Source organism: Neobacillus sp. SuZ13 (genome assembly GCF_030123365.1).
Taxonomy (GTDB): Bacteria; Bacillota; Bacilli; order Bacillales; family Cytobacillaceae; genus Neobacillus.
Genome location: NZ_CP126107.1, coordinates 2,458,579 through 2,473,405, shown reverse-complemented (window position 1 = coordinate 2,473,405; position 14,827 = coordinate 2,458,579). Strand labels below are relative to the sequence as shown.

12 protein-coding genes are annotated in these 14,827 nt (G+C 40.9%); 1 reads left to right on the top strand and 11 read right to left on the bottom strand.

Annotated elements, in window-relative coordinates; genetic code table 11:
* Positions 1-57 precede the first annotated feature (57 nt).
* The 4 genes from QNH17_RS11820 to QNH17_RS11805 all read right to left on the bottom strand — a co-directional run bounded on the left by QNH17_RS11820 (position 58) and on the right by QNH17_RS11805 (position 4,285).
* Positions 58-1,530 carry a sodium:solute symporter family protein gene (locus tag QNH17_RS11820; RefSeq protein WP_283878858.1) on the bottom strand — a complete coding sequence of 491 codons (1,473 nt, stop codon included), beginning with the start codon at positions 1,528-1,530 and terminating at the stop codon, positions 58-60.
* Positions 1,530-1,727: a DUF3311 domain-containing protein gene (locus tag QNH17_RS11815; RefSeq protein WP_283878857.1), complete on the bottom strand. Its 198-nt coding sequence runs from the start codon at positions 1,725-1,727 to the stop codon at positions 1,530-1,532. The genes QNH17_RS11820 and QNH17_RS11815 overlap by 1 nt, the downstream gene beginning before the upstream one ends.
* Before the next feature lie 110 nt (positions 1,728-1,837).
* A complete protein-coding gene (locus QNH17_RS11810; RefSeq protein WP_283878856.1) occupies positions 1,838-3,022 on the bottom strand; it encodes a M20 family metallopeptidase in 1,185 nt (394 codons plus the stop codon).
* A gap of 15 nt (positions 3,023-3,037) precedes the next feature.
* Positions 3,038-4,285 (bottom strand): Zn-dependent hydrolase, encoded by a 1,248-nt coding sequence (locus QNH17_RS11805; RefSeq protein ID WP_283878855.1) that lies wholly within the window; start codon positions 4,283-4,285, stop codon positions 3,038-3,040.
* Positions 4,286-4,571: 286 nt separating this feature from the next.
* Between QNH17_RS11805 and QNH17_RS11800 the strand changes: the two genes are divergently transcribed.
* Complete coding sequence (locus QNH17_RS11800) at positions 4,572-6,416, top strand: helix-turn-helix domain-containing protein (RefSeq protein WP_283878854.1); 1,845 nt, start codon at positions 4,572-4,574, stop codon at positions 6,414-6,416.
* Between the two features lie 53 nt (positions 6,417-6,469).
* Here QNH17_RS11800 and QNH17_RS11795 read toward each other — a convergent pair whose 3' ends face one another.
* From QNH17_RS11795 to QNH17_RS11765, 7 genes are all read right to left on the bottom strand, one after another.
* Positions 6,470-7,786, bottom strand: coding sequence for a uracil/xanthine transporter (locus QNH17_RS11795; RefSeq protein WP_283878853.1), 1,317 nt, complete (start codon positions 7,784-7,786; stop codon positions 6,470-6,472).
* Positions 7,787-7,817: 31 nt separating this feature from the next.
* Entirely contained in the window at positions 7,818-8,651 is an 834-nt protein-coding gene (locus tag QNH17_RS11790) for a DMT family transporter (protein ID WP_283878852.1), read from the bottom strand.
* Positions 8,652-9,109: 458 nt separating this feature from the next.
* Positions 9,110-10,045: a manganese-dependent inorganic pyrophosphatase gene (locus tag QNH17_RS11785; RefSeq protein ID WP_283878851.1), complete on the bottom strand. Its 936-nt coding sequence runs from the start codon at positions 10,043-10,045 to the stop codon at positions 9,110-9,112.
* 105 nt (positions 10,046-10,150) lie between these two features.
* On the bottom strand, positions 10,151-11,038 hold the full coding sequence (locus tag QNH17_RS11780) for a GNAT family N-acetyltransferase (protein ID WP_283878850.1): 888 nt from the start codon (positions 11,036-11,038) through the stop codon (positions 10,151-10,153).
* Positions 11,039-11,153: 115 nt separating this feature from the next.
* Complete coding sequence (locus tag QNH17_RS11775) at positions 11,154-12,362, bottom strand: iron-containing alcohol dehydrogenase (protein WP_283878849.1); 1,209 nt, start codon at positions 12,360-12,362, stop codon at positions 11,154-11,156.
* A gap of 19 nt (positions 12,363-12,381) precedes the next feature.
* Complete coding sequence (locus tag QNH17_RS11770) at positions 12,382-13,905, bottom strand: aldehyde dehydrogenase family protein (protein WP_283878848.1); 1,524 nt, start codon at positions 13,903-13,905, stop codon at positions 12,382-12,384.
* A 21-nt stretch (positions 13,906-13,926) separates the two neighbouring features.
* Positions 13,927-14,820 carry a R2-like ligand-binding oxidase gene (locus tag QNH17_RS11765; protein ID WP_283878847.1) on the bottom strand — a complete coding sequence of 298 codons (894 nt, stop codon included), beginning with the start codon at positions 14,818-14,820 and terminating at the stop codon, positions 13,927-13,929.
* Positions 14,821-14,827: the final 7 nt, after the last annotated feature.

The window sequence follows — 14,827 nt, the reverse complement described above, 5'->3', positions numbered from 1 at the left end:
AAAACACCTCCAGTAATCGAAGTACATCGACGTTGGAGGTGTTTTTATTGGTTTTAATTAAGCCACACGCTCATTCGTGTTATTAGCCGTTGCAGATTTTGTTACGAAACTAACAGCGAATGTCACCACTAAATTGATAATTAATGCGATAACACCTACATTTAGATCCTTAACAAATTGCGGCAGTGCAGGGAAAAGTGTTCCCACAGTAGAAGCACTGATTGTAATGTAGGCAACCGTAAATACTCCAACTGCGATACCTGCGAACGCACCTGCTTTTGTAACTACGTTCTTTTTAGCTAAACTGAATACTAACGCTGGGAACAATTGTGTTACAAGACTGTACCCCATTAATAACAAGGTTACTAAAGTATCCCCGCCTTTAAAGGTAAAGTATAAAGCGATGATTGCAACAACAGGAACTAAGTTCTTTGCTAATTTAGATACTTGCTGATCAGATGCTTTTGGAACAAAAACTTTATAAACGTTTTTCGCTAATAAAGTAGCAGCTGCCATCATAATCATTGAACCTGGAACAATCGCTGTTAACAAGCCAGCTGCTCCGATTAATCCAACTACCCATGGATCAAACGTCTGCATTGAAAGTTTTAATAAGGCAAGATCACCAGCCGGGCCCTCTAACCCTTTCACCTGAAGGATTGCTGCAAAGCCTACAAAGAATACAAACAATAACACGAGTTGATAAAGCGGCATAATAATTGCATTTTTACGGAAAACTTTTGAACTTTGTGCAGAATAAATCGAACCGAAAGTATGCGGCCACATATAGAAACCAAGCGCCGTTAATAGGACCGTAGAAATAAACCAAGAAACACTTAAACCAGTTTCAGGAAGAGCAAGGAATCCTGGTTTTGCTGCTTCAATTGCTTCAAACATTGGCTGGAAGCCACCGTAATAGTGGATTGGTAAATAGATACCTAAGAATAATACAATCCCCAAAATCATGATATCCTTTATAACAGCAGTCCATGCAGAACCGTGAATTCCTGATATCATTACGTAAACCGTTACAGCAATAACACCAATCCAAATCGCGGCAGTGGACGAGATAGATCCACCAGAAGCTTCAGCAACGATGATCCCTAAACCTTTTAATTGAAGGACAAGATATGGAATTAGTGCAACTACACCAACTATAGAGACAAAAACACCGAGTAATGGGCTTTTGTATTTACTAACAAAAAAGTCCGATTGAGACATTAATTTATTATCTTTCGCATATTTCCAAATTGCTGGAAGTAACCAATAGGACATGATGTAAGCTAAACAGCCGTATCCTAAGATATAATAAGTTGGCCCACCTTTACCATATGCCCAGCCACTTCCGCCTAAGAAAGTAAACGTAGTGTAAATTTCCCCTGCCATTAATAAGAATACAAAGATTGTGCCAAAACCGCGGCCCCCAACAGACCATTGTTCAAGACTCATGTCCTTCCCTTTTTGGGCTTGGACACCAAGGAAGATGGATAAAGCTAAAAATCCGAAAATAATAATTAATGCTGTATTCATTAGATCTCCTCCTCCTTATTTGCTGGGTCCATTTTAAACACAAGCGCCATAATTCCAGAAGTAATAACTACCCAAAGAACAATGTAAAAGAGAACAAAAGGCATCCCGAATACGTAGGGAGTGACTTTATTGGCGAAAGGAACCCCACCTAGTAATCCAATAAATGGTATGAACGCAAGAATCTGATGTAATTTCATAGATAAACCCCCAATTTTATATTATAATGATGCCTTCTTTCTATTAATTTCTCTGAACCTTCGTGAAGTATTTATTATATACTTTGCACGAAGGTTCTTTGTTCCGTAATTTATGCTAAAAATTTAAATGTCGCATGAAGGAAGGTTTTTACGCCAATTTCAAGGGCATCTTCATCAATTGTGAAACGTTCATGATGATGTGGATAAGTAATTCCTTGCTCCTCATTACCCGCTCCTACATAGAAGTAACAGCCTGGAGCTTTTTCCATAAATGCAGAGAAATCTTCTCCTCCCATATTAGGTCTCATCATATCAAGTGCCTCTTCACCAAATACTTCTCGTACGGTTTCTTCAATCACTGCAGTCACTTCGTTATCATTGATGACAGGGCGATAGCCAAATTCATATTTGAATTCGTAAGATGCTTCATGTGCTTCAGTAATCCCCTTAACAATTCGTTCCATTTTAGCTGGAACAGATTCACGAAGTTTTGGATCAAAACTGCGAACAGTTCCCCAAATTTTAACTTGTCCAGGAATGACATTGTGCGTGGTTCCTCCAATAAATTGGGTCACAGAAACAACTAAGCTATCGAGCGGATCTGTATTCCTAGAAACAATATGCTGTAGATTGGTTACAACTTGTGCAGCAACAGCGATTGAATCAATGGTTTGGTGTGGAAGTGCGGCATGTCCACCTTTTCCATTCACTGTAATCCAGAAAGTGTCTGGTGAAGCCATCATTGAACCATACACAACCCCAACCTTGCCTTTTTCAATTGGTGACCAGAGGTGCGTACCAATTACAAGGTCTACGCCGTCCATTACTCCGGCTTGAACCATTTCTTCAGCTCCGCCTGGGAATAACTCTTCCGCATGTTGGAATAAGAAACGAACTTCGCCTTTAATATGATCCTTTAAACCTGAAAGGATTTTTGCTGTACCAAGCAGCATCGCCGTATGACCGTCATGGCCACAAGCATGCATCACTCCAGGATTTTGGGAAGCAAATTCGAAAGTGTTCTCCTCTTGGATTGGCAGGGCGTCCATATCCGCGCGAATCGCAAGTGTTTTACCTGGTTCAGCTCCGATTAATCGTGCCACCACACTTGTTTTAGTCGGGCGAGTAATCTCTAAGTTTCCAAACGATTGTAATGTATCATAAATAAATTGAGATGTTTTTTCCTCATGGAAAGATAGTTCCGGATTTTGGTGCAAATGCCTTCTCCAGGCAATGACTTGTTCTTTTGTTTCTTCTGCTAATTGATTAAGATTAACTTGTGTATGAATACTCATGCTTGTCATCTCCTATTAGTTTGTTATTACATTTACTTTTTGAACCGCTAGATTTAGGACCGTTTGATAGAGGACATTGGCACCGTCTCTGCAGTCCTCTTTTGAACTCCATTCAGCTGGGTCATGACTTATTCCATTCTTGGAACGGATAAAGATCATTCCCATCGGACATAAGTCCATCAATTGCATTCCATCATGACCGGCACCGCTTGGAAGATAATAGCTTTCTAGACCTAATTTATCAAAAGCGTCTCTCGCTGCATTCTTTACGATGTCCGAACATGGTGCGGGTGCGACACGCTGTAGATCTTCAATCGTTAACTTCACACCTTGGGCCACACAAATCTGCTCTGCCTGGACTCTAATCTTCTCCTCTACCTCATCGCGGACAGCTTCAATTATATCCCGAAGGTCTAATGAGAATTCAACCCGGCCAGGAATAATGTTGATTCCACCTGGGTTCACCTGAACTTGTCCGACTGTGCCAACCGTAGTTCCAGTTTTACCTGCTTCTGCTTCGATAACAAGCATTACTCTTGCTGCTGCAGTTAAGGCATCATGCCTGATCGACATCGGTGTGGCTCCTGCATGACCAACTTCCCCTTCTAAAATAAACTTGAGCCATAATGGACCAGCTAATCCTGATACAATTCCGGCTGAAAGATTTTGTCCCTCGAGGACCTTTCCTTGTTCAATATGAAGTTCGACATATGCCTTCACCTCTTCAGGATTTCGGACTGCCTTGCCGATTGCTTCCGGCTCAAGTCCATTTGTGACGAAAGCTTCCGCTATCGATATACCTTGCTTATCTTTATTAAGCAATTCCTCTTGTGTTAGTGTGCCAGCAATCCCCCGGCTGCCAATCATTCCGAAGCTGAATCTTGCCCCTTCTTCATCGGTAAAAGCAATTACTTCAATCGGATGTTCTGTCTCAATTCCTTGCTCATTCATGACTTGAAGGGCTTCAACAGCAGAAAGGACACCCAATGGTCCATCAAAATTCCCTCCATTAAATACTGAATCGATATGTGAACCAGTTAATACCACAGGTGCATCAGGGTTGACGCCTTCTTTCCTGCCAATCAGGTTTCCGACTTCATCCTCACGTACTTGCAAACCAGCTTCTTTCATAAATGTAGCTACAAGATCTTTAGCTGCTCGTTCTTCCGGAGTGAAAGATAAACGAGTGACACCATTAGATTCGGTTTTTCCTATTTCACTAAGAAGTTGCAAACGACCCCATAATCTATCTTCGTTAATCACTTCTTCCATCCTCTCTGCCACATTCCTATTTGTTTAATGCTTTAATAGAATGGCGTATATTATTAATGTATTTATAATTATAAAACTTATCAGAAAATTTGTTATGTTATTTTTCACAAAATTCCTAACAAACAATTTGTGTAAAAACACAAAATAAACACAAATAACCTTCATTCACTTTATATTTCATGACAAAAACCACACAATTTATTATGAAATTTGTTACAATAAACAAATGAAATAAGTTTTTCATATTATTCTAAATCATTAAAATGTGAGGTGCATGATGAAAGAAACACTTAGCCATCGTCAACTGCAATCATTAATCCATGTTTCCAATGTGTTAAATTCATCACTAGATATTGATACAATCATTGATTCGATTATGGTTCAAACTGTTTCAGTTATCGATGCAGCGCACGGGGGGGTTTTATTCATATATGATCCCAGTCAAGATCTGCTTATTCCAAAATCAGACAGTAACTTCACATCTGAGATTACAAGAGTAAGGTTGAAACCAGGTGAATCGATGACTGGCTTAGCTTTTTCCGCACAAAAATGTTTGATTTTTCACAATCGGACAGAAGTCGAAAAAGCAACAGCTACCCTATCGAAAACGAATCACGCACTTATGGATCAATCGATTCCCACACTCCCTTATTCATCGATTTGTGCTCCTATCTTGTTAAAAGGAGAATGTATCGGTGTGATTACGCTTGACTCTTTTGATCCCGAACTTCACTTTATCCCAGAGGATATTAATCTTTTAACAGCAATTGCCCATCAAGCCGCAGTAGCCCTTGAGAAAGCAAACCTATACAGCGAGCAAGAAAAGACAGTAAGACAGTTGGAAGATTTAAATAATACGATTTCAAAACAAAATGAGATGTTATCCCGCTCTGTTGATATCCATAATCGATTAGCTGAACTTGTATTACATGGCGAAGGTCTAGATTCCATCATTACCTATCTGCATGATACAACTGGCCACAGGATTTTGTTATTCGATGACCTCGGTGAATTGATCTCCTCTGCTTTTAAGAACAAGCTAAATGACGATGAATTATTTACCATCCGAGATTTGGCACAGGAGTCAATTAGAACACCTGGAAATGTCCGTTCATTGCTTGGAACAAACATGGAAGAGGAAAAGCATTGTATTACCATTCTTCCCATTGGAGCAAAACCGACTCTATTTGGTTCACTTATTATCGTTTCGCCTGAAAAGATGCGTGACGTGGATATTGCTGCCTTAGAGCATGCTTGTACGGTCATTTCACTTGAATTAGTAAAGGAGCAAGCTATTTTTGAGGCACAAGAAACAATTAACGGCGAACTCATTGATGTTCTTTTTTCCGGTAAAATGGATGGTAACATCCTTCAAAAAGTAAAACAGTTGGATTTCGACCCGCTCGGCGATTATTTAGCGGTTATGATTCGGCTTGATGATATGGAAAATAATCATAAAAAGAACAGTATCATCCGCCATCTTGTCCAAATGGCAAACCGAGTATTTTTAAAAAGTCCTTTAAAAGGGATGGCTGTACGGAATCACGATCAAATCGTTATCTTGCTAACTTTCCAACAGAAGGTTTCCGCTATTTATACACATCAGCGTGTGAAGGAACTAGTGGCAAAATTCCAGCAGGAAATCCAGATAAAAAATTGGGGAACAACGGTTTCAATTGGAATCGGCAGAATTCATTCCAGTTTATTAAAGGTCACGAAATCAATACAGGAAGCAGCAAAATGCTTACAATTCCTTCAAAGCTTTGGGGGAAAAAATCAGGTTATCAGTTATAAGGAACTTGGGGTTCAACGGCTTCTACTTCAAAATACTGAGGAGGAACTCATCGATTTTATTATCGAAGTGCTAGGACCGCTGTTTGAATACGACCAATCTCGAAAAGGAGAACTACTCCCTTCGTTATTCGCCTATCTTGAACACAATCAAAATGCAAAAGAAGCAGCGGAGTCCATTCATGTTCATACGAACACTCTAATGTACCGCTTAAAACGGATTGAAGAGATTCTTTCCACAGATTTATCCGATAGCCAACAATTTTTAAATATCCATCTCGCCGTCAGTCTTTATCCTTTTTTAAAAGACAAGCTGACGCAACAGGTGTAACATTGATATCAAATAACTAGGCGCCCCTAATTTTTTAGGGGCGCCGTTTTTCATTAACTAATTTTTCTTTCCGCATTTGGCACGGGGTTCTCTAGTTTATTCCAGTTAATGGTATTTTCTAGGATGATTGCTAGCAAAATTCCTACTAATAAGCCGCTCGATAACAGTGGTTGAACCAACATTGGCAGCGAGGAAAACATTTCAGACGGAATATTCATGATGGCAATTCCAAGCAGCACTGGAGCCGCGATGCGATAGATCGTTCGCTGGTTAAAAGGAATTCCATTCAAATTAGTGAGTGCACCACTAAATAGTTGCAAATAGGCAACAAATAAAACAGCATCCCCTACACTAATTGGCATTGTGGAAAACAAGTTACTTAGTGCAGGCACCAAGCCAAGGACAATAAACATTGCTCCACCAATGATAATAGGTGCCCGCTCAAATATGAGCGTAGACTGTAAAAATCCGAGCGAAGAAATATAAGGAGCATACGGAACCATCCCAAACAGTCCAGAAACGATTGAATTAATTCCCGTTAGTACAAATGAGCGGCGATATTGGTTATCTGTGGTTGAAGTCTTCAAGATGGGCTCCACCCCTTTTATCGAAGCCATTGTATTCGTTGTATTAACTAAACCAGTAATCACTGTCATAAGAATGAGCCCCAAGCTAAAACTAGGTTTCCCCCATGGAAATAACTCAAAAAACTCCGTAGACGCACTTACATTCGCAGCGGGTGCTGGGAAGAAAACAGCATGAACCACCCATCCGGTTACAATTCCAATTAGGATGGAAAAATTGCGAATAACACCCGGACCCTTCAAATTGATCCATACTACGAGAATGATTAACAGGATCGAAAATCCTGCTGTTGGAATATCAATCTGTTCACCAGTACTTAAGCCAAGCATTCCTTTTGTAAAAATAACAATCAGCTGGCTCGCGAGGAGAAAAAGGACCGTACTCATCACAACCGGTGTGAATAAGCGCTTTAACACTGTTCCCATCCCTAACACGCCAAGGATCATAACGAGAACACCTGAACCAATAATCCCAAGCGCAAGTCCGCCGCCTAGTTCCTCCAAACTAATGCCAGCGGAAGAAGCAGATGCACACAGACTTAAGATGGCCCCCCACCACAAGCCCGATTGTCCCTCCATTAGCGGATACTTATGCCCAAACAATGCTTGCAAGATACAGGCTGTCCCTGTATAAATAAATGCTCTTTGCATCGAACTTGCTACTTCTCCTGCTGATAAATCAAAGGCATCCCCGATCGTTAACGGGATGACCACAGTATTTGCAAACATGAAAAATAACCATTGCAGACCAGCCAAGAACATGGTGGTCGAGTGCTTTCGGCTCAACTGCTCATTCCTCCTTTATATATTACTCCCCTTAAACAACCGTAATAATAATTCCTAAAATTGTAATCACACATGCCGTTAGCTTCGCAGGAGTAATGCGTTCCTTAAAATAATACCACGCCAAGAACACAGCAAATAATGGTGAAGTGAAGGCCAAGGAGACAACCAGTGTACCATCAGCAAACTTTAAGGCTGTAAACAGGCAGACCCATTGGATGATGACGGTGATTCCGCGTAAACTTAGATGTTTATGCAAGCTCGGAAACCATACCTTTGGACGATAAATCAGATAGGTAATCAAAGCAATCCCGCACGCTCGGTAAAAATAAAGTGTCACTGGATTAACCCAGCCATGAACAAGTAATTGCTGAGACGGCACCATACTCACACCAAAAACAATCGCTGATGCAATTCCTAATAAATTCCCTGGTTTCCTAAGCTCAAGAAATGGGGTCAGCGGGTTCCGGCCTTTTAAATTTAGGAAATAGACGCCCACCATGATAAACAAAACAGACACGAGCACAAATGGATGGAAGCCATACAGGATGGAGTTTGGAATAAACGTGAACAATGGAGTTAACGCCATATAAACCGATAGGACAGATACCTCGATTTTGTTCATTGCTTTAAAGAAAAGCAAATTTCCGACCATATCCAGCAGAACAACCAAAATTAATAACGAAATCGAGATAGCGTTTGCTTTGAATAAATAAAGCCATGGCAGCGTTAATCCAAGGAACAAACCAATGTAGGCAAATGAAGTAACAATGAAACTATTATTATCCTTCATTTCTCCAACAATCTTCTTGGCATAAAGCGCATTCAGTGCATTAAAAAAAGAACTGATTAATGACAAAAACAGCATGCGAATTTCCCTTCCTCTTGGTGAATTTTAAGATAATTTCGGTTTTCTAAATATTTAATAGATTACAATAAAAATTTACCGATGGAAAGAAGGAATTTATTTTTTGGAACATTATCATCTAAAACACAGCTTCGTAAGACATTAATCTTCCTATCCATGCCTTAGTTTTAAGCCTTTTATGAAAAACTAATATTTTTTCGGACTGGATCCTTGTTCAAAAGCAACTTTTTAGCCACCTTTATTAATGCTTTTTGAGTTATCTGCCACTTTGAATACTTTATCTGCCACTTTGAATACTTTATCTGCCACTTTGAATACTTTATCTGCCACTTTTTCATTTTATCTGCCACTTTACGATTTTATCTGCCACTTTCATTAATTTATCTGCTACTTCCATTTCCACTGATTAAATAAAAGAAAAAACCGCCCATGGAATTCTCCATGAACGGCTTATTTTACTACTCACCTTTAGTAAAAATATCTGTTAAAACTGGAACAATTTGCTTTTTACGAGAAACGACACCTTTTAGTGTAGCCGTGTTATTCACAAGGGAAACATTATAAGCTTTTTCAACCGCAGCTGTTTTACTTCCTAACGCTAAACCAACTGAATCGTTTGTTAAAATATCTGTTACCACGAACAAGAATAAGTCTAAGTTCTTTTCTTCAATAATGGAAGAGATCGCTGCTTCCAATTCTTCTTGGCGAGCAAGAACATCGGCAGTATCGACGACATTCACTTGAGCGATTTCTACTTTACTTGAACCCATTTCAAATCCTTTTGCATCCAGGCTTAAGAGTTCAGATATGGATTTATCGCGAACATCTGCCCCAGCTTTAAGCATTTCAAGTCCATAAGTATCAGCGTCCACTCCAGCAATTTCAGCTAACTCGCGTGCTGCTGCAACATCTTCTGGTGTACATGTTGGAGACTTAAATAATAAAGAGTCAGAAATAATCGCAGAAAGCATAAGGCCAGCAATTGGTTTGCTAATTTCTTTGTTGTTTTCTTTATACATTTTATTTAAGATCGTTGCTGTACAGCCTACAGGCTCGCAGCGGTAATACAATGGATCGCTTGTTTCGAAGTTCGCAATACGGTGATGGTCAATAACTTCCAGGACTCGAACATCCGCGATATCATTGGCACTTTGCTGGCGCTCGTTGTGATCGACTAAAATAACTGAGTTCACTTCACTTGCAACGGCTTCAACCAAACGTGGAACTTCTGCATTAAATTGGTTAAGTGCAAATTGTGTTTCCCCGTTGATTTGTCCTAAACGGACAGGTTCAACATCCATCCCTAATTGTTTTTTTAAGTCTGCATAGGCAATCGCAGAACAAATTGTATCGGTGTCAGGATTTTTGTGACCGAAAATAAGTACTTTTTCCATTTGTTTTTCTCCTAATCCTATTATTTTATGTAGGTCAAGCCCAAGCGACCTGAGAATGCCCTAACGAAAATTATATAATAATATGATTTAGGATTCAAAAAATTTTTATTGATCTATTTTTTTGACCATTTGGACTTGCCCTGTTGTTTTTACAAAGCCTAAATCTTGTAATCTAAAAGTGACAGGATTAGATAATGACGAATTTATGGTCATGAAATTAATGGGATTCTGATTTGCTCTTGTTATCGAACTCAATATTGATTTAATCGTTCCCTCTTTCAACTCAGCGAATATTTCAAGCTGATAGAGCAATACCTTCTCCAATTGCCCCTCTTGATTCCAAACCCTTTTGAATAAAGAGTAGCCAAGTGGATTCTGGTTCTCGTCAAAATAAATTTGCGCTTCCCCTGACTTCACACTCTGCCACTGACACTGCCATGGAAGATTTTCTTTGTAAAAATGGTAGGTATGGAGCTGTTCGGGCCGAATCGATTTGTGAGAAATCGGTGTGTCCTTCAAATCTACTTTCCCACTAAGATATACAAGGGAATCAGTTATCTCATAGCCGAATCGTTGATATAACCGTATCGCCCGTTCATTTTCTTTTATAGCTTCAAGGGTGGCAACTTCGACTCCCTCTTCTGCATAAACATTTAAGGCAGCCTCCATTAACAACCTGGAAACACCCTTCCCCCGGTATTCAGGAGCAATTCCGGTCCCTCCATTCCAAGATGTCTTTTTCCCTTCAATGACGCGGAAACCATTTAAAACGATTGCTACAGGTTTATCACCGTCATAAGCTACCAATGAGTGCTCCAAAGATAATCCCTCATTGACCAAGCGGTTAAAAAACATTTCAGCTGTCATTTCTAATTTCACAAAGTACCCTTCAAACCCTCGATTCCAAGCCGTAATTATATCTTGGATGGTACATTCTGTTAATTTTTTAAAGTTGATATTCATACTTTCTTTCAAAATTCTATTATCCTCCACTTATTTCACTCCCATATGTATGGTTGATAACTATAAAAATATCAAAATTTCTCTAAATAATCATTGAAAAACCATTATGAATTACAACACATCCATAATGGTTTTTCCTGTTATCCTATTTTACTGTTAACGGAACCACCTTTTGTCCAATCGCTGCAATCAATTCTTTTGGCATAGGAAAGTTCAACGCCGCTGGATCCTTCATGACGGCTGGAATTGCCAGTAGGAGTGCCTCTTCGGTAATATTGAATTGCTTGAAATCTGCCGGTAATCCTACCTTATACTGAAGCAATTTAATTTTTCCAATCACTTTGGCTAACGCTGTTTGCGGGGTATCCCCCTTTACGTCTACATTTAAGGCCTGGGCTAGTTCCACTGCCTTAGGTAGATATAAATCAGGTACCAACTCCATGACCACCGGTAAAAAGACGGCATTTGCGAGTCCATGCGGAATCCGGAACAAGGCTCCATAGGCATGTGCCAGATTGTGGACAGGAATTGCGTTTAACGCAAAACTGAAAGCGGTAATCCCCATCAAGCTTGCTTGTAATAAATCCATGCGGGCATCAAGGTTTGAACCATCCGCAACGGCAATTGGCAGATTTTTTTCAATCAGGCGAATGGCATGGAGAGCATAGGCATCGGTTAGACCTGTTGCCGTTGGCGATGCGAGTGCCTCAATGGCATGTGTTAAAGCATCAAATCCTGTATATGCTGTTATCATCGGTGGAAGTCCAACGGTTAAATCCGGGTCCAAGATCGCCATATCGGCATTAATAAATGGATTGATGATATTCGTCTTCATTTGGATATCTTCGTTAAAAATAACGGCAATCGGTGAAACCTCTGAACCGGTACCCGCTGTAGTCGGGATGGCTATATGTGGAATTGGCATGTAGTTGGCTTTTGGAAAGGACTCATACAATAAGCCGCCTGGAATAGCCTCTTTTATATCTGTCAATCCTTTGTGGAGCGCGTATTTCACCCCTTTTACGGTATCAAGCACACTGCCCCCGCCAACGGCTAGTAAGGAATCTGCCCCGATTTCTCGTGCATAGCGGACAGCCTCATTGATACATCGACTTTCAGCATCCTGCTTGATATCTAAAAATTGCCCAACCAATTCAGGTCCAGAGCCATGCCCTGTCAGAGTAAAAATCTCAGCGACTTTTTCTACAATGCCTGCTGCCTCTAAGCCTCTGTCACTTAAGAGAAGTACGCGTTTAGCTCCCAGACCTGCAAAAAGACTCGGGACCATCGCCCTTGAATTTGAGCCGCTGTAAATTCCCGTACGTAACATAAACTGTGATAAGGTTGTTTTCATTTTCATCCCCACCTCTTCATTAGTTTTGGCCAAACAGAATTCCATACCAATTACGCCGCTCTAACTCCGGTGACATCGATGTGTGTACATGCTTTACCTGGGTATAGGCATCGAGTGATTGCTGTCCCATTTCTCTGCCAATACCGCTTTGCTTGTACCCGCCAAACGGAGCATCACTGCGGAGCATATGCCAATCATTTATCCAGACGACACCCGCCTGCAGTTTTCTAGCAACAGCGTACGCTTTATTAACATCGCGTGTCCAAACTCCTGCTGCCAGCCCATAAATTGTATCATTCGCCATTCGAATCGCATCGTCCAGGTCTGTATAACGAATTACACAAAGGACTGGTCCAAAAATTTCTTCTTGGGCAATTTTCATATCATTGGTGACATTCGTAAAAATCGTTGGTTCGATAAAATGGCCCTCTTCACAGCCAGCTACCTTAACTTCCTTCCCTCCGCATAAAAGGGTAGCTCCTTCTTGTTTACCTGTTTCAATGTAGGAAAGGATCGTTTCCTTTTGCTTTTTTGAGATTACTGGACCAACATCGGTGACAGGTTCAAGTGGATTACCGAGCTTTAATTTTTTAGTGAGTGCGGCCAATCCTGCAACCACTTGGTCATAAAGTTTATCTGGGACAAAAAGCCGAGTCCCTGATTCACAAAGCTGTCCGGAATGGAGAAATACTCCAAACAGACTTCCAGGCAGGGCAATATTAAGATCTGCATCCTCTAAAAGGATATTAGGTGATTTACCACCTAACTCCAACGTGGTTTTCTTAATCGTGCCGGCAGCAAGTCCCATAATACGTCTGCCAACCTCTGTCGAACCAGTGAACGCCACTTTGTCAACCTTTGGGTGGTTCACTAATGCTTCGCCCACCTCTGCCCCTGGACCTGAAACAACATTAATAACACCTGGAGGGACCACGGCTGAAATAATTTCAGCTAGTTTCAGAGTTGACAGCGGTGTGTAGCTGGCCGGCTTAATGACAATCGTATTCCCCATCGCTAGTGCGGGAGCAATTTTCCATGTCGCAATTACCATTGGCAAATTCCAAGGAGTGATGGCTGCACAAACTCCGATCGGCTCACGCCAAACAAAATTGTGGGCTGGTCCTGGGAATGGCGGAACAGGTAGTGTTTCAGAGAATGGATAATCTACCGTAAAGTTGGCTAATGTTTGGAACAAGTCAACCATTTGTAAAATATCACTGCTGCCAATTCGGCGTACCGTTCCACCTGAACTAATCGCTTCTAAGTATGCGAGCTCCTCGGCATGTTCGGCAATTTTATAGGAAATGGCATATAACATCTGAGCCCGGTCTTTCGGCTTCATATTTTTCCAATCCCCTTGGTCAAACGCCATGCGGGCCGCATTTACTGCACGGTTTACATCTTCGGTATTTCCTTTTGCCACTCTAGCTACTAATTCACCAGTGGCCGGGTTATGCACGTCAAATGTTTCTTGACTGCTCGCCGGTTCCCACTTTCCATTAATAAAGTGGGGAAATGTTTGGACATCTACCTTTACCGTCATCATAGTTCCTCCTTATCCGAATTAAAGTACTCCTAATTCACTATCTGAAAATCTATAAATCTCTTCGATTTTTTTGCCTTTTGCCCGCGCTAAAATCTCCATTCGAATAGAGAGTTGTTTTAATGTAAAGTTCATGACGTCCTCCGGGTCCCCGCCAAAAGCACTTACCTCCCTTCCCGCGATGCCTTCCTGGTTCAGCCTAATCGCTAACGGGGTCAGTTCACTCATCTTGGCTGCAACAAAATCAAAGAGATGTGGATGTTCACAAATTAAGCGTTGCAAAAGGAATGTTCCATAGCCGATATGCCTAGACTCATCCTTTTTTAAGTTTCCGATTCCTTCAAGTAGACCAGGCATAATCCCGGCTGTTTCTAAAGCATTGTAAAAGGAAAAATATCCGGTTTCTGCTAATACCCCCTCAACAAACATGTTGTACACTACCGATGCTTCTGCAATGGCTTCGGGGGATTGGTCAGTAATAAGCCGTGCCATTGTCGTTGGGAGAATTTCATAGAAAATTTTCTGATAGGTTTCCGTATGAAAATGGGACAAGTCTCCTCGCTCACCAATCGCATTCAATACTAGCCGGAAAAATTCCGTATGTTTTGCTTCCTCGTATAAAAAGGTCGTAAGGAACAGCTCTTCTTCCAAACGCCCTTCTTTCGCAATCGCCATAATAAGGGGAAGGAGGTCTAATGTAACAGCCTCCTCACCCGCTTGAAATTGAGAGATTAGCCGTAAAATATCCTCTTGCTGCTCCGAATTCATCTCCTTCCAATCCTTTTGATCCTGACTAAAATCTATATCAGCTGGGTTCCATGTCCCCAACCGTTTTGCTTTTTGAAATAAACGATAAGGGAACGAATCTTCTAGTAAACCTCGACTGCTTGTTGTTAATATGGTTCTTTTTTCCATCTAACTT

What these genes read in the sequence shown, in the direction of transcription:
- QNH17_RS11820 (WP_283878858.1), bottom strand. Translation starts at nt 1,530, where the DNA reads ATGAATACAGCATTAATTATTATTTTCGGATTTTTAGCTTTATCCATC.
- QNH17_RS11815 (WP_283878857.1), bottom strand. Translation starts at nt 1,727, where the DNA reads ATGAAATTACATCAGATTCTTGCGTTCATACCATTTATTGGATTACTA.
- QNH17_RS11810 (WP_283878856.1), bottom strand. Translation starts at nt 3,022, where the DNA reads ATGAGTATTCATACACAAGTTAATCTTAATCAATTAGCAGAAGAAACA.
- QNH17_RS11800 (WP_283878854.1), top strand. Translation starts at nt 4,572, where the DNA reads ATGAAAGAAACACTTAGCCATCGTCAACTGCAATCATTAATCCATGTT.
- QNH17_RS11790 (WP_283878852.1), bottom strand. Translation starts at nt 8,651, where the DNA reads ATGCTGTTTTTGTCATTAATCAGTTCTTTTTTTAATGCACTGAATGCG.
- QNH17_RS11785 (WP_283878851.1), bottom strand. Translation starts at nt 10,045, where the DNA reads ATGGAAAAAGTACTTATTTTCGGTCACAAAAATCCTGACACCGATACA.
- QNH17_RS11775 (WP_283878849.1), bottom strand. Translation starts at nt 12,362, where the DNA reads ATGAAAACAACCTTATCACAGTTTATGTTACGTACGGGAATTTACAGC.
- QNH17_RS11770 (WP_283878848.1), bottom strand. Translation starts at nt 13,905, where the DNA reads ATGACGGTAAAGGTAGATGTCCAAACATTTCCCCACTTTATTAATGGA.
- QNH17_RS11765 (WP_283878847.1), bottom strand. Translation starts at nt 14,820, where the DNA reads ATGGAAAAAAGAACCATATTAACAACAAGCAGTCGAGGTTTACTAGAA.